Origin of the sequence: Micromonospora sp. NPDC048169 (assembly GCF_040652815.1) — a bacterium.
Classification (GTDB): domain Bacteria; phylum Actinomycetota; class Actinomycetes; order Mycobacteriales; family Micromonosporaceae; genus Micromonospora.
Genome location: NZ_JBEZMS010000059.1, coordinates 1 through 23,232, shown reverse-complemented (window position 1 = coordinate 23,232; position 23,232 = coordinate 1). Strand labels below are relative to the sequence as shown.

Genomic DNA, 23,232 nt, shown 5'->3' with positions numbered 1-23,232 from the left:
CTTTCCTCCCCCTCCTGATGTCCTACGGCGTGGACGGACCCGGGTCCGTCCACGCGCCGTTCGTCTGCCGTCCTCAGCGCAGGGCCAGGCCCCACAGCGGATCCTCCAGGAACCGCCCGACGTGGGCGAGCACCCGGCTGCCCAGTTCCCCGTCCACCAGCCGGTGGTCGAACGACAGCGACAACTGTGCGGTCCAGCGGGGGACGACCTGCTCGTCGACCACCCACGGCATCCGGCGCAGCGCACCGAGGCAGAGGATGGCCGCCTCACCGGGGTTGAGGATCGGGGTGCCGGCGTCCACCCCGAACACACCGATGTTGGTGATGGTGACGGTGCCGCCGGCCAGGTCGGCGGGACGGGTGCGGCCCTCCCGCGCCGTGGCCGCCAGCTCGTTCAGGGCGACCGCGAGGTCCCGTACCGGAAGGTTCTGCGCGGCCTTGATGTTCGGCACCAGCAGGCCGCGCGGCGTCGCGGCGGCGATACCCAGGTTGACGTCGGCGAACCGGACGATCTCCTGGTTCTCCTCGTCCCACCGGGCGTTGACGTCCGGGTGCCGGCGGATCGCGTCCAGCAGGGCCAGGGACGCCACGAGCAGCGGGCTGACCTTCACCCCCTGGAACGCCGGGTCCTGCTTCAGCCGGTCCACGAACTCCACGGTGCCGGTCATGTCGACGGTGAGGAACTCGGTGACGTGCGGCGCGGTGAACGCGCTGGCGACCATGGCGGCGGCGGTCGCCTTGCGGACCCCGCGCACGGGCAGGCGCTCGTCCCGGCGGTGGTCGGCCGCCAGTGCCGGGCCGGTGGTGTGGTCGAGCAGGTCCTGGCGGGTGATCCGGCCGTCGGGGCCGCTGCCGCGCACGTCCGCCAGCTCCACACCGAGGTCCCTGGCGAGCTTGCGCAGCGGCGGCTTGGTGAGCACCGGCGGCCGGGACGTGTGCGCCGGGCGGGAGGTGTCGGCCGGACGGACGGACGGGGTGCGACGTGGCCGGCGTGTCCGGGCCTGCGCGGACACCCCGTAGCCCACGAGCACCGCGGTGCGCTCCGCGGGCGGCTCGTCGGCGGACGTTTCGTCGGCGGGCGGCGCGGCGGCGGGCTCGTCGGCGGCCGGGCCGTCGCCCGCCACCCGGATCGCGATGATCGGCGAGCCGACCTCGACTGTCTGCCCCTCCTCGGCGAAAAGGCGGTCCACCACACCGGCGTACGGGCTGGGCAGCTCGACCACCGCCTTGGCGGTCTCGATGTCCACGATGACGTCGTTGAGGCGTACCGGGTGGCCCGGCGCGACCCGCCAGGTGACGATCTCGGCCTCGGTGAGCCCTTCGCCGACGTCGGGCAGGCGGAACTGCTGAACGGTCACTGCTCCTTCTCCCTTCACGCGGCCAGGACGCGGTCGACGGCGTCGAGGATCCGGTCCAGGTCGGGCAGGTACTCCTCCTCGACCTTCGCCGGCGGGTACGGCAGGTTGAACCCGCCGACCCGCTCGACCGGCGCCTCCAGCGAGTAGAAGCACCGGCTCGTCACCTGCGCGACGACCTCGGCACCGAACCCGGCGAACGTGGGGGCCTCGTGGACCACCACCGCCCGGCCGGTGCGGCGCACCGACTCCTCGATGGTCGCCACGTCCAGCGGGGAGATGGACCGCAGGTCGATCACCTCGATGTCGCGGCCCTCCGGTGCGGCCGCCTCGGCGGCGGCGACGCAGGTGGCGACGGTGCCCCCGTACGTCAGCAGCGTCACGTCGGTGCCCGGCCGTACGGTCCGGGCGCGGTCCAGCGGCAGCGGCGGCCCCGAGTCCTCCGGTGTCACCTCGCCCTTGACCCAGTAGCGGCGCTTCGGCTCGTAGAAGATGACCGGGTCGTCACCGGCGACGGCCTGCCGGATCATCCAGTGCGCGTCGTCCGGGCTGGCGCAGTAGACGACCCGCAGCCCGGCGGTGTGCGCGAAGTACGCCTCGTTCGACTCGCTGTGGTGCTCCACCGCGCCGATGCCGCCACCGACCGGGATCCGGATCACCACCGGCAGGGCGGTACGGCCGCCGGTGCGGGCCCGCATCTTGGCGAGCTGGGAGACGATCTGGTTGAACGCGGGGTACACGAAGCCGTCGAACTGGATCTCGCAGACCGGGCGGTACCCGCGCAGCGCCAGCCCGATGGCCGTGCCGACGATCCCGGACTCGGCGAGAGTGGTGTCCACCACCCGGGCCTCACCGAAGTCCTTCTGGAGACCGTCGGTGACCCGGAAGACGCCGCCGAGCCGGCCGACGTCCTCGCCCATCAGGAGGACCTTGTCGTCGTCCTCCATGGCGCGGCGCAGGCCGGAGTTCAGTGCCTGACAGAGGGTGAGCATGAACGAGTTCTCCGATCGCGGGCGGGCGTCAGTCGAGGAAGGAGGCGCGGTAGGCGACGAACGCGTCGCGCTCCTCCCGCAGGAGCTGGGGCACGTCGGCCAGCACCGTGGCGAAGGCGTCGGCGAGGTCCGGCGCCGTCAGGGCCAGGCACTCCCGGCGGGTCCGGTCGGCCAGTTCGTCCGCCTCGGCCTGGATCTCGCCGAGGAACGCCTCGTCGCTCCAGCCCTCGGCGCGCATGAGCGCCTCGACCCGGGCCAGCGGGTCCCGCGCCCGCCACGCCTCCAGCTCGTCGTCCGTGCGGTACCGGGTCGGGTCGTCGGACGTGCTGTGCCCGCCCATCCGGTACGTGGTGGCCTCGACGATCGCGGGGCCGGCGCCGGACCGGGCGTGCGCGGTCACCGCCGACGTCACCGCGTACACCGCCAGCACGTCGTTGCCGTCGACCCACTCGCTGCGCAGGCCGAAGCCGGCGCCGCGCCGGTGGATCGGGGTACGCGTCTGCGACGACGCGGGGGTGGAGATGGCCCACTGGTTGTTCTGGCAGAAGAACACCATCGGCGCGTCGTTGACGGCGGCGATGTTCATCGCCTCGCTCGCGTCGCCCTCGCTGGCGGCGCCGTCACCGAAGTACGTCACGACCACCGTGTCGCTGCCGTCGCGCTGCACGCCGAGCGCGTACCCGGTGGCGTGCAGCAGCTGAGCGGCCAGGACCAGCGTGTAGATGTGGAACGAGTACGGCTCCGGATCCCAGCCGCTGTGAGCGACACCGCGCCACTGGCGCAGCAGGTCGGCCGGGCCGATGCCGCGCCACAGCGCCGCGGCGTGCTCCCGGTAGCTCGGGAAGACGTAGTCGTCGGCGCGTACCGCCGCGACGGAGCCGACCTGGGCGGCCTCCTGGCCGCGGCACTGCAACCACAGGCCCAGCTCGCCCTGTCGCTGCAACGCGAACGCCTCGTCGTCGAGGCGGCGCGCGAGCCGCATCCCCCGGTACAGGTCACGGGTGAGCCGGCCGAGGGCGTCGTGGTCGGCGTCCACGTCCGGGTGCAGGCGCCCGTCCGGGGTGACGAGCTGGGTCCAGCCCTCGGACGTACGCGGAAGGCCGGTGGTGCCGGCGAAGGGGTTGGTGACCGGTGGGTCGGCGAGATCTACGGTAGTCATTCGTCACCTTCTGGGTGCGGGGTCTCCGCGTCACCGGGGTCGCCGGCCGTCTCGCGGATCTCGGATACGGGACCGCCCGCCGGGGTGGACCCGGCGGGCGGTGTGGGCGTTGCCTCAGACCGTGTGGCGGTCGGCGAGTGTCAGCGCCTCGTCGAGGATCGCCAGGCCCGCCTTGGCCTCCGTCTCCGACACGGTGCACGGCGGCACCACGTGGATCCGGTTGAAGTTCGCGAACGCGACCAGGCCGCCCCGCTTGCACGCGGCCAGCACCTCGTTCATCTCCGGCGACGACGACCCGTACGGCGCCAGCGGCTCCTTCGTCTCGCGGTCGCGCACCAGTTCCAGCGCCCAGAACACGCCGAGCCCGCGTACGTCACCGACGCTCGGGTGCCGGTCGGCGAGGTCGCGCAGCCCCGGGCCCAGCACGTCGGCGCCGATCGTGGCGGCGTTCTCGACGATCCGCTCGTCCCGCATCACGTTGATGGTCGCGACGGCGGCGGCGGTGGCCAGCGGGTGACCGGAGTAGGTCAGGCCGCCCGGGTAGGCGCGGTCGGCGAACGTCTCGGCGACGTGCTCGGCGATCACCACACCGCCGAGCGGGACGTAACCGGAGTTCACGCCCTTGGCGAAGGTGATCAGGTCGGGCGTCACGCCGTAGTGGTCCAGCGCGAACCAGGCGCCGGTACGCCCGAAGCCCGCCATCACCTCGTCGGCGATGTAGAGGATGCCGTGCCTGTCGCACAGTTCCCGTACGCCCGCGAGGAAGCCCGGCGGCGGCGGCATGATGCCGGCCGTGCCCGGCACCGTCTCCAGCACGATCGCGGCGATGGTGGACGGGCCCTCCATCTCCACGACGCGTTCGAGGTGGCGCAGCGCGAGCGTGCACTCCTCCTCCTCGGTGGTGGCGCCGAACTCCGACCGGTACCGGAACGGGCCGAAGAAGTGCACCACCCCGGCGGTGCCGTTGTCGCTGGGCCAGCGGCGCGGGTCGCCGGTGAGGTTCACCGCGGTCTGGGTGCCGCCGTGGTAGCTGCGGTACTGCGACAGCACCTTCGGCCGGCCGGTGTGCAGCCGGGCCATCCGGACGGCGTGTTCGATCGCGTCCGCGCCGCCGTTTGTGAAGAAGACCTTGTCCAGGCCGGCCGGGGTCAGCTCGGTGATCAGCCGGGCCGCCTCGCCGCGGACGTCGTTGGCGTAGGACGGCGCGATCGTGCACAGGTGGGCCGCCTGCTCCTGGATCGCCGCGACCACCACCGGGTGCTGGTGGCCGATGTTGGTGTTGACGAGCTGCGACGAGAAGTCCAGGTAGCGGTTCCCGTCACCGTCCCAGAAGTACGACCCCTCGGCGCGCTCGACCACCATCGGGTCGAGCTGCGACTGGGCGGACCAGGAGTGGAAGACGTGCGCGCGGTCCAGCTCGTAGGTGCGGCGTGCGCTGGTGCTCATCGGCGTTCTCTCTTCCGCTGCTCAGACGTTCTCGGGAAAGCCGAGGTTGATGCCGCCGTGGCTGGGGTCGAGCCACCGGGAGGTGACGACCTTGCCGCGGGTGAAGAAGTGCACGCCCTCGGCGCCGTGGGCGTGCGAGTCGCCGAAGAGGCTGTCCTTCCAGCCGCCGAAGGAGTAGTAGGCCATCGGCACCGGGATCGGCACGTTGACGCCGACCATGCCGACCTCGACCTCGTTCTGGTAGCGGCGGGCCGCGCCGCCGTCGTTCGTGAAGATGGCCGTGCCGTTGCCGTACCGGTTGGCGTTCACCAGCGCGAGCGCCTCGTCGTAGCTGCCGACGCGCACCACCGACAGCACCGGCCCGAAGATCTCGTCGGTGTAGACGCTCATCTCCGGCTGCACCCGGTCCAGCAGGCTCGGTCCGAGCCAGAACCCGGACTCGTCGCCGTCGACCCGCACCTCACGGCCGTCCACCACCAGCTCGGCGCCGGCCTCGACGCCCGCGTCGAGGTACGACGCGACGCGGTCGCGGTGCTCCCGGGTGACCAGCGGGCCCATGTCGCAGGAGCGCCGCCCGTCACCGACCTTCAGGGTGGCGATGCGCTCGCGGATCCGGGCCACCAGGTCGTCGGCGACGGGCTCGACGACCACCAGGGCGGAGATCGCCATGCACCGCTCGCCGGCCGAGCCGAAACCGGCGTTCACCGCCGCGTCGGCGGCCAGGTCGAGGTCGGCGTCCGGGAGCACCACCATGTGGTTCTTCGCGCCGCCGAGGGCCTGGACGCGCTTGCCGTTGCGGGTGCCGGTCTCGTAGACGTACCGGGCGATCGGCGTGGAGCCGACGAACGACACCGCCTTGACCTCGGGGTGCTCCAGCAGCCGGTCCACCGCCACCTTGTCGCCGTGCACGACGTTGAACACGCCGGCGGGCAGGCCGGCCCGCTCCCAGAGCCGGGCCACGAGCAGCGACGCCGACGGGTCCTTCTCGCTGGGCTTGAGCACGACGGTGTTCCCCGCCGCGATGGCGATGGGCACGAACCACATCGGGACCATCACCGGGAAGTTGAACGGCGAGATGACGGCGCAGACGCCGACCGGCTGGCGGATCGAGTAGACGTCCACGTTCGTGGAGACGCCCTCGGAGTAGCCGCCCTTGAGCAGGTGCGGGATCCCGCACGCGAACTCGACGACCTCCAGCCCGCGGGTGACCTCGCCGAGGGCGTCCGAGACGACCTTGCCGTGCTCGGCCGTGATCAGCTCGGCCAGCTCCTGCTTGTGCTGGTTGACCAGCTCCCGGAACGCGAACAGCACCTGGGTGCGCTTGGTCAGCGACGAGTTCCGCCAGGAGGTGAACGCGGCGGCGGCGGAGGCGACGGCCTGGTCCACCTCGTCGACCGAGGCCAGCGGCACCTCCGTGCGGACCGCGCCCAGCGCCGGATCGTAGACTGGGGCCGTACGCTCGGTGACGCCGGCGAACGGCTTGCCGTCGATCCAGTGGGTCACCCGCTCCAGCGGGACGGGAGCGGGCACGGTGCCGGGTGCTGTCTGGGTCATGCCCGGATCATCTGCGCTTCCCCAGGTCCGGGCAATGGGCACTGTGTCGTTCCCGTACCCGGGATGCGCACATACTGTGCGCCGAGGGGAAGGGGGAGACGCCGCCGATGCCGATGACGGTTCGTGACGTGCTCGAACTGCCGGCGTTGCAGCAGGCCGGGCCGCGTGTCCTGGCCGGCCGGGACCGGCTGGACGCGCCGGTGCGCTGGGTGCACGTCGCCGAGATCCCCGAGATCGCCGACCTGCTGCGCGGCGGTGAGCTGGTGCTGACCACCGGCATCGGCCTGCCCCCCGACGACGACGGGCTGCGCCGCTGGATCGACGGCCTGGCGGCCGTCGGGGTGGCGGGCGTGGTGGTCGAGCTGGGCCGCCGGTTCGGTGGCACCCTGCCGGCCGGGCTGGTCGAGCACGCCCGCAGCCGGAACCTGCCCCTCATCGCGTTGCGGCGCGAGATGCGGTTCGTGGCGGTGACCGAGGTCGTCCACTCCGTGATCGTCGAGGAGCAGACCGCCGAACTGCTCGCCAAGGACGAGATCCACCGCATCTTCACCGAACTGTCGGTGGAGGGCGCCGAGCCCCGGCAGGTGCTCCGCGAGGTCACCCGCCTGTCCCGGCGTCCCGCGGTGCTGGAGAACCTCGCCCACCACGTGCTCGCGTACGAGACCGGCCCGCTGACCGCGGAGGAGCTGCTGGACCGGTGGGAGACCCGCTCGCGTGCGGTCGAGGTCCCGTCCGGCACCGGCTACGAGCCGCGCTCCGGCTGGCTGGTGACGAGCGTCGAGGCGCGCGGCAACAGGTGGGGGCGGCTCGTGCTGCTGTGCGACCAGGAGCCGCCGGCCCGGACCCGGGTGCTGCTGGAGCGGGCCGCGTCCACCATCGCGTTGAACCAGCTCGTCGCCCGGGACTCCTCGTCGGTCGAGCGGCAGGCGCGCAGCAGCCTGCTGCTGAGCATCGTCAACCACTCGGCGCCCACCCGGGACGTGGCGCTGCGGGCGCGCGGGCTCGGTGTCGTCCTGGAACAGCGACCGCTGCTCGGGGTCGTGGTCCGTCGGCGGCGGGCGGCCCCGGCCGGCGGCGCCGACCCGAACGCGCGCCGACGGGAGCTGCTGGACGCGGTGGAGACGGCGGTACGCGAGTGCGGGCTCGCCGCGCTCGCCGGCGACGTGGACGAGGCGGCGGGCGGCACCGGCGTCACCCTCCTCGTCGCCCTCGACGAGACCGGCTCGGACGAGGCCGCGCTGCACGGCCTGTCCACAGCGCTCACCCGGGCCGGTCACCGGGCCGGCTCGGACGTGGTGGTCGCCGCCGGATCGGTGGTCCGCACGCTCGACCTGGCCCGGCGCTCACTGGTCGAGGCGGCGCAGGTGGCCGACGCGACGGTGCACACCGCCGAGCCCCGCGCGTTCTACCGGCTGCACGACGTCCGCCTCCGGGGCCTGCTGTACCTGCTGCGCGACGACGTGCGCCTGCAGACGTTCGTCGAGCGCGAGCTGGGCCCGCTGCTCTCCTACGACCAGCGGCACGGCACGAACCACGTCGCGCTGCTGGAGACGTACCTGGTGGAGGGGCGCAACAAGCGGCGCGCGGCGGACGCGATGTCGCTGTCGCGGTCGGCGCTCTACCAGCGGCTGGAGCTGATCGAGCGGGTGCTCGGCGTCGACCTGGACTCGAGCGAGCGGCGCCTGTCGCTGCACGTGGCGCTCACCGCCCGCGACGTCATGCGCGCCGCCGGTCCGGAGCCCGCCGGCTGACCCGTCACCTGTGGGTGCCGCGGCCCGACCGCAGTCGCCGTACGCTCTCGCGGCTCGGCGCGCTGTGCACGCTGACGCTGACGACCGGTACGGCGTTCGCGACGCTCTTGCGCACCGTCTCCATCGGCGCCGTGCCGGGGGAGCACTCCACGATCATCACCGCGGACCGGTCGGGGCACTGCACGTACTGGACGTGCGAGACGGCGACCCGGCGCGAGTGCAGCACGGACAGCACCTTGAGCAGCCCGGTCGTGGAGTGCCCCACGCCGAGGTGGATCACCATCGTGCTCGGCGAGCCGTGCTCACCGGCCGGATCGGCGTGCGGGCGGCCGGGGGCGGGCCGGGGATGGCCGACGGTTGCGGGGGTGGATGCGGACACGCTCACGGGGGCCTCACTAGGACGAGCCGACAGGATGGCTTGGCCGGCGACGCACGCGGAGGCGTACGCCGCCTAGGTAATCAGCCGGGTCGCGATTCGATTGCCCACGGCGGGAGTGTGGCACGGGAACCCGCTCGCGGGGAGGCTGCGCCGGGCAGCCGTCCGCCACGTGAGACAGCGCCCTGACCTGCGGATCGACGTCCATGCGTCGGGATGGCGGGCGGCCCGCCGGGTTACCGGCCGGTACGCGAGCCCTTAAGGATCGTTCAGGATCTCGCTCTACACTCGGAAGCGGGACGACGACTTGAGAAGGAGCTCCGCGCATGGACGCTGACGAGATCGCCGCCGGTCGGGCCCGCTGGCAGGCCCGCTACGACGCCGCCCGCAAGCGCGACGCGGACTTCACCACGCTGTCCGGAATGCCGGTCGAGCCGGTGTACGGCCCGCCGGAGGACGCCGCGTACCCCGGGTTCGAGCGGATCGGCTGGCCGGGCGAGTTCCCGTACACCAGGGGTCTGTACCCGACCGGCTACCGCGGGCGGACCTGGACCATCAGGCAGTTCGCCGGCTTCGGCAACGCCCGGCAGACGAACGAGCGCTACAAGATGATCCTCGGCGCGGGCGGCGGCGGTCTCTCCGTCGCCTTCGACATGCCGACGCTGATGGGCCGCGACTCGGACGACCCGCAGTCGCTCGGCGAGGTCGGCCACTGTGGTGTCGCAGTGGACTCGGCGGCCGACATGGAGGTGCTGTTCGACGGGATCGACCTGGCCGGCGTGACCACCTCGATGACCATCTCCGGCCCGGCCGTGCCGGTCTTCTGCATGTACCTGGTCGCCGCCGAACGGCAGGGCGCCGACCTGTCCACGCTGGACGGAACGCTCCAGACCGACATTTTCAAGGAGTACATCGCGCAGAAGGAGTGGCTGTTCGACCCCGAGCCGCACCTGCGCCTCATCGGCGACCTGATGGAGTACTGCGCGCGGGAGATCCCCCGGTACAAGCCGCTGTCCGTCTCCGGCTACCACATCCGCGAGGCCGGCTCGACCGCCGCGCAGGAGCTGGCGTACACGCTCGCCGACGGGTTCGGCTACGTCGAGCTGGGCCTGTCGCGCGGGCTGGACGTGAACACGTTCGCCCCCGGCCTGAGCTTCTTCTTCGACTCCCACGTGGACTTCTTCGAGGAGATCGCCAAGTTCCGCGCCGCCCGCCGGATCTGGGCCCGCTGGCTGCGTGACGTGTACGGCGCGACCAGCGAGAAGGCCCAGTGGCTGCGGTTCCACACGCAGACCGCCGGGGTGTCGCTGACCGCCCAGCAGCCGGTCAACAACGTGGTACGCACCGCCGTGGAGGCGCTGGCCGCGGTGCTCGGCGGCACCAACTCGCTGCACACGAACGCCCTCGACGAGACGCTCGCCCTGCCCACCGACGAGTCGGCCGAGATCGCCCTGCGGACCCAGCAGGTGCTGATGGAGGAGACCGGGGTGACGAACGTGGCCGACCCGCTCGGCGGCTCCTGGTACGTCGAGGCGCTCACCGACCGGATCGAGGCCGAGGCGGAGGAGATCTTCGCCCGGATCAGGCAGCTCGGCGGCGAGGGCCCGCACACCATCGGCCCGATGACCTCCGGCATCCTGCGCGGCATCGAGGACGGCTGGTTCACCGGCCACATCGCCGAGTCGGCGTTCGTCTACCAGCAGGCGCTGGAGAAGGGCGACAAGAAGATCGTCGGCGTCAACTGCCACACCGGCACGGTGGCCAAGGACCTGGAGATCCTGCGCATCTCGCACGAGGTGGAGCTGGAGCAGCGCCGGGTGCTGACCGAGCGCAAGTCGGCCCGCGACGACGCCGCCGTCACCGCCGCCGTCGCGCGGATGGTCGAGGTCTCCCGGACCGGCGAGAACATGATCCCCGCCATGCTCGACGCGGTTCGCGCCGAGGCCACCCTCGGCGAGATCTGCGACGCCCTCCGCGCCGAGTGGGGCGTCTACCGAGAGCCCGCCCGCTTCTGACCCCCGCCCCGCAAGGAAGGGCCCCTTGTTAACACCCGCTGTTAACAAGGGGCCCTTCCTCTACCGGAGGCGTTAACAGGGGGCCCTTCCTTGCGAACGGGCTGAGCTGGGGGAGAGTGGTGACTGTCGCCGTCGCGGCTGGTCGGAGATCCGTGGCGTACGTGCGAGACTAGACAACCATGAGCGACCCACGGATCACCTCGTCGATCTTCACCCGCGGCGCGGTCGACCTCAGCGCGCTGCGCACCCCCGCACCGGCCGACACCTCCTCCGCCACACCGTCCCAGGGCGCTGGGCCGACCGGGCTGCCGGGCAGCCCCGCCGGCTCCGCCGCCGTGATCGACGTGACCGAGGCGAACATCCAGTCCGAGGTGCTCGAACGCTCGCTCACCACACCGGTAGTGGTCTTCTTCGGTGCCGCCGGCTACCCGGAGAGCGACCAGTTCGCCCCGGCGCTGGAGCGGCTCGCCGCCGAGGGCGGCGGCGCATGGCTGCTGGCCCGGGTCGACGTGCAGCAGCAGCCGCGGCTCGCGCAGATGTTCCAGCTCCAGACGCTGCCCACCACGTACGCCATCGTCGGCGGCCGCCCGATCGACGCCTTCCCCGGCCCGGTGCCGGAGTCGCAGTTGCGACAGTGGCTCCAGGCCGTGCTCAAGGCCGGTGGCGTCACCGTGGCCGAGCCGGAGGACCCGCGCCTCGACGCCGCCGACGACGCGCTGATGAGCGGCGACCTCGACGCCGCCGAGGCGGCGTACCGGAAGATCCTGGCCGAGTCGCCCGCGGACGCGGCGGCGGAGGCGGGCCTGGCGCAGGTCGGGCTGGCCCGCCGGGTGGCCGGTGCGGACCCGCAGGGCGCGCTGGACGCCGCTGCCGCCGCCCCCGACGACGTGGACGCCCAACTGCTCGCCGCCGACATCGAGGTGCTCAGCGGCCTCGCCGACCAGGCGTACAAGCGGCTGGTCGGCCTGGTCCGGCGCACCGCCGGGGACGACCGGGACCGGGCACGCCAGCACCTGCTCGGCCTGTTCACCATCGCCGGCCCGGACGATCCCGCCGTGGCCTCCGCCCGACGCGCCCTGGCCAGCGCGCTGTTCTGAGTCAACCCGCGCGGGCCGGCGCACCGCCGGCCCGCCCGACCGCCGAGGACGGGAGCCCATGATGCGCCGGATCGCCGTCCTCGACGCGCCGACGAACCTCGGGCTGCGCCCGCCCACCGCCAGCTCCGTGCCCGGCTGCGCCAAGGCGCCGGGCGCGCTGCGCGACCACGGCCTGCTCGCCCGGCTGCGGGCCCGCGACGCCGGCTGCCTCACCCCGCCGCGGTACGACCCGGGCGACTGGCGACCCGGCGACGGCGTCTGCCACGCGCCGGAGATCTCCGCGTACTCGGTGGCGCTCGCCGACCGGATCGGCGCGATCATCGACCGGGGCGAGTTCCCGCTTGTGCTCGGCGGCGACTGCTCGGTGCTGCTCGGCTCGGCGTTGGCCATGCACCGCCTCGGCGAGGCGGTAGGCGGGCGGATCGGGCTGGTCTTCGTCGACGGCCACTCCGACTTCCGGCACCCGGGCAACGCCTCCTACGTCGGCGCGGCGGCGGGGGAGGACCTGGCCCTGGTCACCGGCCGGGGGCAGCCCGACCTGGCCGCCATCGAGGGCCGGCGGCCGTACTTCCGGGACATCGACGTGGTGGTGCTCGGCATCCGCGCGCAGGACGAGTACCGCCTCGACCTCCAGGCCGCCGGCATCACCACCCGGCCGGTGCCCGCGCTGCGCGCCGAGGGCGCCGCCCGTACCGCCCAGTGGGCGCACGAGCAGCTCGTCGACTGCGCCGGCTACTGGGTGCACATCGACGTGGACGTGCTCGACCCGGCGGTGATGCCCGCAGTGGACGCGCCCGACCCGGGCGGCATCGCCTTCGCCGAGCTGGAGATCCTGCTCGCCGGTCTGGTCGACACCCCGCACTGCCTCGGCGTCGAGCTGACCGTCTTCGACCCCGACTACGACCCGGACGGCGCGTACGCGGCCGAGATCGTGAACACGGTGGTGGCCGGGCTCGCCCCGGTCGTCGCGCCCGGTGCGGTGCCGCCCCGGCTGCTGCCGGCCGCGCCTGTCGCACCGGCGCCCCGCACCGCCGGCAATCACCGCGCGCAGCGGGCGGCGGTGACGGTGCCGGTGCCCGCCGTGGCAACGGACCCGATCGGCCCGCCGGCCGCGCCCGCCGGGCTCGACGAGTACGCGCCGGCCGACGCCGAGGAGCCGCCGTCGTGGCCCGACGCGGAGGATCGGCTACCGCCCGCCGGCCCGGGGCTGCTCCGCCGCGTGGCGGTGCCCGAGGTGGACGTCCCGCCGGCCGAGGAGACGTCGCCGGCATCCGCCGAGCACGACCGGGCGTGATCCCCGCTTCCCGGGAAGTGACGCCGCGACGTCATCCCCGCCGTGAGGACCACCGGCCGTCGGCGAAGGGCACGTCGGCCGTGTCGATCACGGTTCGGTAGGAGCACTGGGCGCCGTCGGTGCGGGCGACGGGGATCGGGGCGCGGGCGGTGCGGCTTCCCCGGAGCCCGGCTCGGCGGAGGTCGCGGCCAGCACCTCCAGCACGACGCGGGTGAGCAGCGTGGCCAGCGCCAGGAGCACGCAGATCGTCACGCCGGCACGCAGCACGGGACCGTGCGGCAGCACCTCGGCCAGCGCCAGTACGGCCAGTGCCGTCCCGGTCACGATGACCGTCACGATGAACAGCGAGTACGCGCGCACGCGGGGCCGGGTCCAGAACAGGACGCCGCCCGGATCGTCGCGCCGCAGCCGGCGGTTCTGCCCGCGCAGGCGCTCCAGGAAGCGCGACTCCCAGATCAGCGCGAGGAGCACAACGGGGAGCACCTGGGCGGCTGTCGCGTAAAGGTCAGAAGACACCGAGACCCTCCCCACTGTGCGGTTCGACATCGACGAGGATCGCACGACCTGGTGAACAGAGTCAGCCGGCCAGGCCGCGCAGGAACTTCTCGGCGATCGGCGCCGCCACCTTCGAGCCCGCCCCGCCCTGCTCGACGAAGACGGCGAAGGCCACGTCGCCCTGCCAGCCGACGAACCAGGCGTGCGTGTGCGCCGGGTTGTTGTCGTACTCCGCGGTGCCGGTCTTGCCGTGCACCGGCTCGCCCGGCACGTCCGCCAGCGCGCTGCCGCTACCCGAAGTGACGACCCCGCGCATCAACGACTTCAGCGCCGCCACCGACTCCGGCTTGAGCGCCTCGCCGGACGGCGCGGGCTTGGCCGGCGCCGGGTCGAGCAGAAGTTTGGGCTGCTCGAACTTCCCCCGGGCCACGGCCGCGGTGGCGCTCGCCATCGCCAGCGGGCTCACCAGCGTGGTGCCCTGGCCGATCGCGGCGGCGGCCTGCTCGGGCGACGGACCGTTGGCGGAGATCTTGCCGGTGAACGCCTCGGTGCCGAGATCCCACGCGCCCTCCAGGCCGAGCGTACGGCCGGCCTGGGCCAGCCCGTCCGGGCCGAGCTTCGGCGCCAGCGCGACGAAGGCGGTGTTGCACGACTTGGCGAAGTCCGTGGCGAAAGGCACCCGGCCCAGCTCGAAGCCGTCCGAGTTCTTGAAGTTGCGGCCCTCGACAGTCGCCGTCTTCGGGCAGTCCACGACCGTCTGCGGGGTCACCGCGCCCCGGTCGAGCAGGCCGAGCGCGCTGACCATCTTGAACGTCGAGCCGGGTGGCACCTGGGCGGTGAAGGCGAGATTGTCGCCCGCCGCGCCCGGGCCGTTCGCGGCGGCCAGCACCGCGCCGTCGCTGATCCGCACGGCGACCAGGGCGGACCGGCGGGTCTGCCCGCGCAACGCGGCGTCGGCCGCGTTCTGGGTGGCCGCGTCGATGGTGGTCCGCACCGGCTGCCCGGGCTTCGGGTCGCTGCGGAACAGCTCCGTGCCGGTCGGCTCCACCTTGCCGTCCGGCGTGGTCCGCTCGGTGATCACGGTGACGCCGGGGACGCCCCGCAGCCGTTCGTCGTACCGGCCCTGGAGACCGCCGTGGCCGACCAGGTCGCCGCGCGCGTACTTGTCGGGGTGGGCTTGGAGGTCGTCGGCGGTGGCCTGGTCGACCGAGCCGAGCAGCGCCCGGGCGAACTCGCGGGTCGGCGCCAGCATGAGCTGCTCGGCGGCGAACCGGGTGCCGGGCAGGTCGTAGACGCGCGGCTTGATCTGCCGGTACGCCTCGTCGCGCAACGTCACCACCTCGACGCGCGCGTCCGGCTTCGCCTCCTTGAGGCGCTTGGGCAGGTCGCCCAGGTCGACCGGCGGCGTGAGCGCGGGCCGGATCGCCTTGAACGCGGCGTCCAGCTTCCGGATCATGCCCGGGACGTCGTCGATCTCGCCGGGGACGAGCTGCACGCGGACCACCGGGCGCGGCGCGACGATCGGCCGGCCGGACGCGTCCAGCACACCCGCCCGCTGCGCCGGCTCCCGCCGCAGCGCGATCCGGTCACCGCTCTCCAGCTTCTCGTGCACCACCGACGGCTCCCAGATCACCTGCCACCGGTCGTCGTCGCCGCGCTTGAGGCGTACCGGGTTCTCGTAGTCCCAGCGGCCGCCGCCCGGCAGCGCCCAGCTCACCTTGACCCGGGCGGTGGCGATGTCCCCCTGGGTGGTGATCTCGCCGGTGCGCGCCAGCTCCGGCGGGCCGGACGAGAGCGCGCCGGCGAGCGCCTGGATCTGCTTCGTCACCTCGGCTGCGGGCAGCCGCCCGCCGGTCGGCTCGACGAAGCCGACCGCGTGCAGGTCGCCGGAGCGCCAGCCGCCGAGGAACTCCTCGACGGCCGCGTCCGGGCCGTCGTCCCCGGAGCATCCGGTGAGCGCGCCGGCCGTGACCAGGACGGCGGCCAGCGTCGCGAGGAGGCGGTGACGGGTGTGACGGCGGGGGCGGACGGGGTACGACAACGGCATGAAGCAGTCCCTCCGGTGCGTAACTGCCCTGCACGCTAGTACGGCCCGCCGCTCGCCACCGCCCCGCCACGGCCTCCGGCAGCGCGACAAGCAGCGTGTGGCAGTGTGATGAACATCGCCAGTCGGGGTACTCCGCGAACGGCCGACCACAGACCCGCAACGGGTGAAAGGACGAAGTCCCGATCCGGACGTCCGGTCGATGATCCACCGCGGGGGGTACCACGCGGTAGGGCCTAGGCTGGGCGGCAGAGTGACCCACAACGCGGTGGGTCGAGGGGAGTGGCACCGATGGACCGGCGTCCGGCGATCAAACCGGGACCCGACCTCCGGCAGGCTGACACCGGCCGGGACGACGACGACAGCTTCGATTCGGCGACCGACGGAGACGGTTTCAGCCGTCTCGACACAGGCGTGACCGGGATGACCGGTTCCAGCATCGACACCCTTTACGACCTGGGCCTGCCCGCGCAGGCACTGGCCGGAGAGTCGGAGGACGCCGAGCTGGACGAGCCCGTTCCCAACGCGGAACGGCTGGTCGCCCAGGCGGTCGCGCTGGCCGGCGACGACCACGACGCGGCCACACTCGTGGACCGCTTCTGGCGGTTCGCGCCGGACGAGGAGCTGATCGGCTTCACCGCCGAGGAGATGCTCGAGGCGGCCCGGGCCCACCGGGACCTGGCCCAGCAGCGGGTACCGGGCGAGCTGAAGCTGCGCATCCACGAGCCGGACGCCGAGCAGCACCACACGGTCGTCGAGATCGTCACCGACGACATGCCGTTCCTGGTCGACTCGGTGACCGCCCTGCTGAACTCCCGCCACCTGGACGTGCACCTGCTGGTGCACCCGCTGGTCGTGGTGCGGCGCGAGCCGCTGGGCCGGCTCACCGAGGTCTCGGCCGACGTGGAACCGGACGACGCGATCGCCGGTGACCTGGTCGAGAGCTGGATGCGGATCGAGATCGACCCGGTCCGCGACGCGGCCGAGCGGGAGACGCTGCGCCGCGAGTTGCAGCGGGTGCTCACCGACGTGCGCGAGGCGGTCGAGGACTGGCCGAAGATGCGGCAGCGGGCCCTGGCGCTCGCCGACGAGCTGGCCGCCGCCCGGACGTCGGACAACCGCCCGCCGGTGCCGGAGAAGGACATCACGGACTCGGTGGAGCTGCTGCGCTGGCTGGCGCACGACCACTTCACGTTCCTCGGCTACCGGGAATACCGCCTCGTCCACACCGACGGCGCGCGCACCGGGCAGGCCCTGGAGGCGGTGCTCGGCACCGGACTGGGCATCCTGCGCTCCGACTCGCCGGAGGCCCGGTCGCTGAACTCGATGACGCCCGAGGCGCACGAGAAGGTGCTGGAGAAGCGCCTGCTCATCATCACCAAGGCCAACTCGCGTGCCACAGTGCACCGTTCGGCTTACCTCGACTACATCGGCTTCAAGATCTTCAACGAGGCCGGCGAGGTGGTCGGGGAACGGCGCTTCCTGGGGCTGTTCTCCACCGCGGCGTACCGGACCAGCGTGCAGGAGCTGCCGGTGGTCCGGCGCAAGGTCGCCGAGGTGCTGGACCGCTCCGGCCTGAGCCTGCGCAGCCACTCCGGCAAGGACCTGTTGCAGATCCTGGAGACCTACCCGCGCGACGAGCTGTTCCAGATCAAGACCGACGACCTCTACCACGCGGTGATCGGCGTGCTGCGGATGGCGGGCCGCCGGCAACTGCGGGTCTTCCTGCGCCGCGACGCGTACGGGCGGTTCATCTCCTGCCTGATCTACCTGCCGCGGGACCGGTTCACCACGCAGAACCGGCTGCGCATGCAGGACATCCTGCTGCGCGAGCTGAACGGCGTGGGCGTCGACTACACCACCCGGGTGACCGAGTCGATGCTGGCCCGGGTGCACTTCATCGTGCGTACCGACCCGAACAACCCGCCCGGTGAGATCGACGCCGACCTGCTCGCCGAGGAGCTGGCCGACGCCACCCGGCTCTGGGACGACGACTACCGGCTGGTGCTGGAACGCAAGCTCGGCGACGAGCAGGCCAAGCACCTGTTCACCAGGTACGCCGACGCGTTCCCGGAGGGCTACAAGGACGGGCACACGCCGTACGAGGCGATGAAGGACCTGGCGAAGCTGGAGCTGCTGGAGGAGCCCGGCCAGCTGGAGATGCACCTGTTCCGCAAGCAGGCGCCGCCGCGCCCGTACGCGGGCCGCGCCGCCGACGCCGACGAGGCGATGGACGTGCGGTTCAAGGTCTACCGGTACGGCGAGCCGATGATGCTCTCCGCGGTGCTGCCGGTGCTGCACTCGCTCGGCGTGAAGGTGGTCGACGAGCACCCGTACGAGGTGGAGCGCGTCGACGGCCGGATCTGGCTCTACGACTTCGGTCTGGAACTGCCCGAGCGCCACCAGGACCTGGCCGAGGTGCGCCCGCACGTGGAGAACGCCTTCGCCGCCGCCTGGCGGGGCGAGGCCGAGGTGGACGGCTTCAACGAGCTGGTGCTGCGCGCCGGGCTCACCTGGCGGCAGGTCGTCGTGCTGCGCGCGTACGCGAAGTACCTGCGCCAGGCCGGCACCGTGTTCTCCCAGGAGTACATGGAGCAGACGTTCATCGCGTACCCGCGCATCGCCGACCTGCTGGTGAAGCTGTTCGAGACCCGGTTCGCCCCGGGCGCGACCACGCTCGACGAGCGCCGGCAGCGCAGCGGCGAGCTGGTCGACGCGATCGGCGAGGCGCTGGACGAGGTGGCCAGCCTCGACCAGGACCGCATCCTGCGGGCGTACCTCACGTTGATCCAGGCCACCCTGCGCACCAGCTTCTACCAGAAGCCGGTGCGCGGGCGGCCCAAGGCGTACGTGGCGTTCAAGCTGGACCCGCAGGCCATCCCGGATCTTCCGGCGCCGCGACCCAAGTTCGAGATCTTCGTGTACTCGCCTCGCTTCGAGGGCGTGCACCTGCGCTACGGGCCGGTGGCCCGCGGCGGCCTGCGCTGGTCCGACCGGCGCGAGGACTTCCGGACCGAGGTGCTCGGCCTGGTCAAGGCGCAGATGGTGAAGAACGCGGTGATCGTGCCGGTCGGCGCCAAGGGCGGCTTCGTGCTCAAGCAGAAGCCGGGCGACCGGGACGAGGCGGTGACCTGCTACAAGGAGTTCATCTCCGCGCTGCTCGACGTCACCGACAACATCGTCAGCGGCGACATCGTGCCGCCCGAGGACGTGGTCCGGCACGACGGCGACGACCCGTACCTGGTGGTGGCCGCCGACAAGGGCACCGCGACGTTCTCCGACATCGCCAACGAGATCTCCGAGGCGCACAACTTCTGGCTGGGTGACGCGTTCGCCTCCGGCGGCTCGGCCGGCTACGACCACAAGAAGATGGGCATCACCGCCCGGGGCGCCTGGGAGTCGGTGAAGCGGCACTTCCGGGAGCTGGGGCACGACACCCAGACGCAGGACTTCGCAGTGGTCGGCGTCGGCGACATGTCCGGCGACGTGTTCGGCAACGGGATGCTGCTGTCGAAGCACATCCGGCTGGTGGCCGCGTTCGACCACAGGCACATCTTCCTGGACCCGGATCCGGACTCGGCCCGGTCCTGGGAGGAACGCAAGCGGCTGTTCGACATGCCGCGCTCGTCGTGGGAGGACTACGACCGCGAGCTGATCTCCGAAGGCGGGGGCGTCCACTCGCGTACGGCGAAGTCGGTGCCGATCTCGCCGCAGGTCCGCGCGGTGCTCGGCCTCGACGAGGACGTCACGCAGCTCAGCCCGCAGGAGCTGATGAAGGCGATCCTCACCGCGCCGGTCGACCTGTTCTGGAACGGTGGCATCGGCACCTACGTCAAGGCGTCCAGCCAGACCAGCGCCGACGTGGGGGACAAGTCCAACGACGCCATCCGGGTGGACGGCAAGAGCCTGCGCTGCCGGGTGGTCGGCGAGGGCGGCAACCTGGGCTTCACCCAGCAGGGCCGGATCGAGTACGCGGCGACCGGCGGCCGCATCTACACCGACTTCATCGACAACGCGGCCGGTGTGGACTGTTCCGACCACGAGGTCAACATCAAGATCCTGCTCAACACGGCGGTGGCCGACGACGAGCTGGACCGGCCGGAACGCGACGAGCTGCTGGCCCAGATGACCGACGAGGTCGCCGAGCTGGTGCTGCGGGACAACTACGACCAGGCGCGGGCGCTCAACAACGCCCAGGCCCAGGCCGCCTCGCTGCTCCCGGTGCACCGGCGGATGATCAACGACCTGGAGCGGTCCGGCGCGCTCGACCGGGCGCTGGAGGCGCTGCCGTCGGACGAGGAACTGGCGGTCCGCACCGAGAGCGGCCTGACCGCGCCGGAGTTCGCGGTGCTGCTCGCGTACGTCAAGATCGTGCTGGAGCGCGAGATCGTCGGCGAGGGCCTGGCGGACGAGGAGTGGACGACCGACATCCTGGTCAACTACTTCCCGACCCCGCTGCGGCAGCGCTTCGCCGAACGGATGGGCCGGCACCGGCTGCGCCGGGACATCGTCACCACGGTCCTGGTGAACGAGGCGATCAACCGGGGTGGCATCTCGTTCGTCTTCCGGGTGGTCGAGGAGACGGCCGCGTCCGCGGCGGACGTGCTCCGGGCGTACGTGGTGGTCCGCGAGGTGTTCGGGCTGCGTGACCTGTGGGACGCGGTCGAGGCGCTGGACAACAAGGTCTCGCCCGAGTTGCAGACCGCCGTCTACCTGGACACCCGGCGGCTGCTCGACCGCGCGGTGCGCTGGCTGGTCACCAACCGGCGGTCGCCGATCGACGTGCCGGCGGAGGTCGCCCGGCTGCGCGACGGCGTGGCCCGGCTCCTGCCGGACCTGGAGCACCGGTTCTGGGGCACCGAGCGGGAGGCCATCGCGGAGCACATCGAGTCGCTCGTCGAGCGCGGGCTGCCGCGTGACCTGGCCGAGCAGGCGACCCGCCTGATGTACAGCTTCGGCCTGCTGGACATCGTCGAGACGGCGCAGGCGACCGGGCGGGACGTGGACGAGGTGGCCGCGGTCTACTTCGTGCTCTCCGACCGGTTCCGGGTGGACGCGCTGCTGTCGAAGATCTCCCTGCTGCCGCGCGAGGACAGGTGGCAGACGCTGGCCCGGATGGCGCTGCGCTACGACCTGTACGCCGCGCTGGCCGCACTCACCGCCGAGGTGCTCGGGTCCACGCCCGAGGACGTGCCGCCGGTGGAGCGGGTGCAGGAGTGGGAGCAGGCGAACGCCACCTCGATCCACCGGGCGCACCGGGCGATGGGGGAGTTCGACGAGTCCCGCGCCGACCTGTCCGCGCTGTCGGTGCTGCTGCGCCAGATCCGTACCCTGGTCCGGACCTCGGCGGCGGCCTGACCGTTGACGCGCGCGTGGCCCGGTGGTCGGTTCCCCGACCACCGGGCCACCGCCGTTCCCGGCCTCAGCCGGTCATCGTGGCGTAGACGACGATGTTGTTCAGGTAGCTGCCGGCCGTCTTGTCGAACACCCCGCCGCAGGTCACCACGCGCAGGGCGGGCGCGGCCGACGGACCGTAGACCTGCGCGGCGGGAAAGGCGGTCTTCGGGTACGACCCGACCGCGTGCACGGTGAACGTGGCGGTCGAGCCGTCCTGCCGGCCGACCACTATGGTGTCGCCGGCCACCAGCGCGCCGAGGTTGAAGAACACCGCCGGGCCGAGCTGGGCGGAGTCGACGTGACCCACGATCACCGCGTTGCCGGACTCACCGGGGCTGGCGCCGGGGGAGTACCAGCCGGCCTTCATGGCCTGGTCCAGCGGGGGCACCTGGACCGTGCCGTCCGGGTTCGTGCCGAGCGACATGATCGGGGCCCGTACCCCGATGCGGGGGATCGAGATGCTGACCGGCGCCGACCGGGGCAGCGGAGCCGGGCCGGTGGCGCGGGTCGCCGCCGGAGCGCCCGCCACGGCCGGCGGGGTGCTCGCGGCGCCCGGGGTGCCCGCGCCCGGGGTGCCGGCGGCGACTGGGTTCGGGGTGCCGGGTCCGATGGTGGGCGGGCCTGGTGTCGCCTGGCCGGCGCCTCCCGTGGTCGGTTGCCCGCTGCCGGGTACCGGCCGGCCGGTGGCGTTCGGTGCCGGTTCCCCAGCGATGTCCGGATCGGCGTAGGTGCCCGGATCGTCGGACGGGCCGGTGGTGACCGGGCCCGCCTGCGCGATCGGCTGTGGCGGGGTGGGCGGTGGGTCGGTCCGGACGGACGCGCCGACCAGACCGGCCCCGGCCATGGCGAGCAGGACGACGACGGCCGTGCCGGCGGCACGCCACGGACTTCCGTGACGGCCGCCGGCCCGGGTCGTCGTCCGGTCAGACCGAGCCACCGGCCCGCCGCCGGCGCAGCAGCACCAGGCCGCCCAGCGCCGCGGCGCCGATCATGCCCGCGCCACCGGTGGCGAGGTTGCGGTCCACGCCGGTGGTCGTCATGCCACCGTCGCCGCCGTCGACCCCACCGCGCGGCAGGACCACCAGCTCGCCCTCACCGCAGGAGCCGCGCAGTTCGTACCGGCCCGGCCGGGCGTCGTGCGAGACGGTGGCCTCGCCGTAGTAGACGAAGTCCTTCCCGTGCTCCCAGCCCGCGTCGTCCTTGCCGTAGTCGCCGCCCTTGCCGTCCTTCTCACCCGGCCAGCCGCCGTGCTCGTCCCTGCCGTAGCTGTCCTTGTCGTCCTGCCAGGCGCCTCCGCTCGCCTGCCAGTCGTCCTTGCCGTCCGACCAGGCGCCGTGCTCGTCCTTGCCGTCCTTGCCGTCCTTGCCGTTCTTGCCGTGCTCGTCCCTGCCGTCCGGACGGCCGCCACGCTGGTCCTTGGCGTCCTTGCCGTGCTGGTCCTTGCCGTCGGGGCCGTGCTGGTCCTTGCCGTCGGGGCCGTGCTCGTCCCTGGTCCAGTCGGGCGCGCCCCCCTTCTCCTTGTCCCAGCCCGGCTCGGCGTCCTGGCCGTACTCGTCGTGCCCCTGCCAGGCGCCGGTGTCGGCAGCCATACCGGCACCGGCGCCGCCCGGCTGCGGCTGTCCTCCGGGCTGGCCGCCCGGCTGCGGCTGGTCCGCCGGAGGCTGCGGCATGCCGTTCCCCGGCCCGCCCGGCCCGTTGCCGCCCGGTCCGCCCGGACCGTTGCCGCCCGGTCCGCCAGGGCCGTTGCCGCCGGGACCATGGCCGTCTTCGCCCGGCTCGCCCTTCCCGTCGGGACCCTTGCCGTGGTCGTCCTTGCCGTCCGGGCCCTTCCCGTGGTCGTTCTTGCCGTCCGGGCCCTGGTCGGCGTCCCAGCCCCAGTCCTGGCCGCCGCCCCAGTCGCCGCCGTCGGCCCAGTCGCCGTGCTCGCCGTCCCGGGCCGGGTGCAGGTCGACCTTGCCGGTCACCTCCGACCAGACGGTGGCGTGCTTCTGCGGCTCGGAGCAGATCGCGAGCAGTTCGACGGTGTCCCCGGCCTTCACCACGTGCGGCTTGGCGATGACCTTGCCTTCGTCATGTCCGCCCGCGTAGGCCATTCCCGGGGTGAACGCGAGAAGGCCCGCTCCGCCGAGAGCGGCGCCCGCGATCACCTTCCCGAGCATCTTCTTAGGGGGTGTCTCAGTTGGTGAGGTTGTGGCCTCGGGCATGATCTTCTATTTGTGGCGGATGTTGTCGGGGACATGATCCAGACTTGGGCGCCG

General features: G+C 72.7%; 15 protein-coding genes. 5 read left to right on the top strand and 10 right to left on the bottom strand.

Annotated elements, in window-relative coordinates; all coding sequences use genetic code 11:
• Positions 1-73: 73 nt before the first annotated feature.
• From AB0D28_RS28605 to AB0D28_RS28585, 5 genes are all read right to left on the bottom strand, one after another.
• Complete coding sequence (locus AB0D28_RS28605; protein WP_357390824.1) at positions 74-1,357, bottom strand: dihydrolipoamide acetyltransferase family protein; 1,284 nt, start codon at positions 1,355-1,357, stop codon at positions 74-76.
• A 14-nt stretch (positions 1,358-1,371) separates the two neighbouring features.
• Entirely contained in the window at positions 1,372-2,346 is a 975-nt protein-coding gene (locus AB0D28_RS28600; protein WP_357390822.1) for an alpha-ketoacid dehydrogenase subunit beta, read from the bottom strand.
• Between the two features lie 28 nt (positions 2,347-2,374).
• Positions 2,375-3,505 carry a thiamine pyrophosphate-dependent enzyme gene (locus AB0D28_RS28595; protein ID WP_357390820.1) on the bottom strand — a complete coding sequence of 377 codons (1,131 nt, stop codon included), beginning with the start codon at positions 3,503-3,505 and terminating at the stop codon, positions 2,375-2,377.
• Positions 3,506-3,619: 114 nt separating this feature from the next.
• Positions 3,620-4,951: an aspartate aminotransferase family protein gene (locus AB0D28_RS28590; RefSeq protein WP_357390818.1), complete on the bottom strand. Its 1,332-nt coding sequence runs from the start codon at positions 4,949-4,951 to the stop codon at positions 3,620-3,622.
• Positions 4,952-4,972: 21 nt separating this feature from the next.
• The gene (locus tag AB0D28_RS28585) at positions 4,973-6,463 is read right to left on the bottom strand and encodes a CoA-acylating methylmalonate-semialdehyde dehydrogenase (RefSeq protein WP_357390826.1); all 1,491 of its coding nucleotides are present in this window, start codon (positions 6,461-6,463) and stop codon (positions 4,973-4,975) included.
• 149 nt (positions 6,464-6,612) lie between these two features.
• On the opposite strand from AB0D28_RS28585, the gene AB0D28_RS28580 reads away from it, so the two are divergent.
• Entirely contained in the window at positions 6,613-8,256 is a 1,644-nt protein-coding gene (locus tag AB0D28_RS28580) for a PucR family transcriptional regulator ligand-binding domain-containing protein (protein WP_357390816.1), read from the top strand.
• Positions 8,257-8,260: 4 nt separating this feature from the next.
• Here AB0D28_RS28580 and AB0D28_RS28575 read toward each other — a convergent pair whose 3' ends face one another.
• On the bottom strand, positions 8,261-8,641 hold the full coding sequence (locus AB0D28_RS28575) for a hypothetical protein (RefSeq protein WP_357390814.1): 381 nt from the start codon (positions 8,639-8,641) through the stop codon (positions 8,261-8,263).
• Positions 8,642-8,958: 317 nt separating this feature from the next.
• On the opposite strand from AB0D28_RS28575, the gene AB0D28_RS28570 reads away from it, so the two are divergent.
• The 3 genes from AB0D28_RS28570 (at position 8,959) to AB0D28_RS28560 (ending at position 13,038) form a co-directional block, all read left to right on the top strand.
• A complete protein-coding gene (locus tag AB0D28_RS28570) occupies positions 8,959-10,647 on the top strand; it encodes a methylmalonyl-CoA mutase family protein (RefSeq protein ID WP_357390812.1) in 1,689 nt (562 codons plus the stop codon).
• A 179-nt stretch (positions 10,648-10,826) separates the two neighbouring features.
• Entirely contained in the window at positions 10,827-11,744 is a 918-nt protein-coding gene (locus tag AB0D28_RS28565) for a tetratricopeptide repeat protein (RefSeq protein ID WP_357390810.1), read from the top strand.
• 58 nt (positions 11,745-11,802) lie between these two features.
• Positions 11,803-13,038, top strand: coding sequence for an arginase family protein (locus AB0D28_RS28560; RefSeq protein WP_357390808.1), 1,236 nt, complete (start codon positions 11,803-11,805; stop codon positions 13,036-13,038).
• 87 nt (positions 13,039-13,125) lie between these two features.
• Here the strand turns inward: AB0D28_RS28560 and AB0D28_RS28555 are convergent, their stop codons facing one another.
• Together AB0D28_RS28555 and AB0D28_RS28550 are read right to left on the bottom strand one after the other, a co-directional pair.
• A complete protein-coding gene (locus AB0D28_RS28555) occupies positions 13,126-13,554 on the bottom strand; it encodes a hypothetical protein (RefSeq protein ID WP_357390806.1) in 429 nt (142 codons plus the stop codon).
• A 61-nt stretch (positions 13,555-13,615) separates the two neighbouring features.
• Positions 13,616-15,580 carry a penicillin-binding transpeptidase domain-containing protein gene (locus AB0D28_RS28550; RefSeq protein WP_357390804.1) on the bottom strand — a complete coding sequence of 655 codons (1,965 nt, stop codon included), beginning with the start codon at positions 15,578-15,580 and terminating at the stop codon, positions 13,616-13,618.
• Positions 15,581-15,868: 288 nt separating this feature from the next.
• On the opposite strand from AB0D28_RS28550, the gene AB0D28_RS28545 reads away from it, so the two are divergent.
• On the top strand, positions 15,869-20,935 hold the full coding sequence (locus AB0D28_RS28545; RefSeq protein ID WP_357390802.1) for an NAD-glutamate dehydrogenase: 5,067 nt from the start codon (positions 15,869-15,871) through the stop codon (positions 20,933-20,935).
• A gap of 64 nt (positions 20,936-20,999) precedes the next feature.
• Here the strand turns inward: AB0D28_RS28545 and AB0D28_RS28540 are convergent, their stop codons facing one another.
• The gene (locus AB0D28_RS28540; RefSeq protein WP_357390800.1) at positions 21,000-21,818 is read right to left on the bottom strand and encodes a class F sortase; all 819 of its coding nucleotides are present in this window, start codon (positions 21,816-21,818) and stop codon (positions 21,000-21,002) included.
• Between the two features lie 79 nt (positions 21,819-21,897).
• Positions 21,898-23,133, bottom strand: coding sequence for a hypothetical protein (locus AB0D28_RS28535; RefSeq protein WP_357390798.1), 1,236 nt, complete (start codon positions 23,131-23,133; stop codon positions 21,898-21,900).
• Positions 23,134-23,232: the final 99 nt, after the last annotated feature.

Coding starts and splice junctions, on each gene's coding strand:
- AB0D28_RS28600 (WP_357390822.1), bottom strand. CDS start 2,346: ATGCTCACCCTCTGTCAGGCACTGAACTCCGGCCTGCGCCGCGCCATG.
- AB0D28_RS28595 (WP_357390820.1), bottom strand. CDS start 3,505: ATGACTACCGTAGATCTCGCCGACCCACCGGTCACCAACCCCTTCGCC.
- AB0D28_RS28590 (WP_357390818.1), bottom strand. CDS start 4,951: ATGAGCACCAGCGCACGCCGCACCTACGAGCTGGACCGCGCGCACGTC.
- AB0D28_RS28580 (WP_357390816.1), top strand. CDS start 6,613: ATGCCGATGACGGTTCGTGACGTGCTCGAACTGCCGGCGTTGCAGCAG.
- AB0D28_RS28570 (WP_357390812.1), top strand. CDS start 8,959: ATGGACGCTGACGAGATCGCCGCCGGTCGGGCCCGCTGGCAGGCCCGC.
- AB0D28_RS28565 (WP_357390810.1), top strand. CDS start 10,827: ATGAGCGACCCACGGATCACCTCGTCGATCTTCACCCGCGGCGCGGTC.
- AB0D28_RS28560 (WP_357390808.1), top strand. CDS start 11,803: ATGATGCGCCGGATCGCCGTCCTCGACGCGCCGACGAACCTCGGGCTG.
- AB0D28_RS28550 (WP_357390804.1), bottom strand. CDS start 15,580: ATGCCGTTGTCGTACCCCGTCCGCCCCCGCCGTCACACCCGTCACCGC.
- AB0D28_RS28545 (WP_357390802.1), top strand. CDS start 15,869: ATGGACCGGCGTCCGGCGATCAAACCGGGACCCGACCTCCGGCAGGCT.
- AB0D28_RS28540 (WP_357390800.1), bottom strand. CDS start 21,818: ATGGCCGGGGCCGGTCTGGTCGGCGCGTCCGTCCGGACCGACCCACCG.
- AB0D28_RS28535 (WP_357390798.1), bottom strand. CDS start 23,133: ATGCTCGGGAAGGTGATCGCGGGCGCCGCTCTCGGCGGAGCGGGCCTT.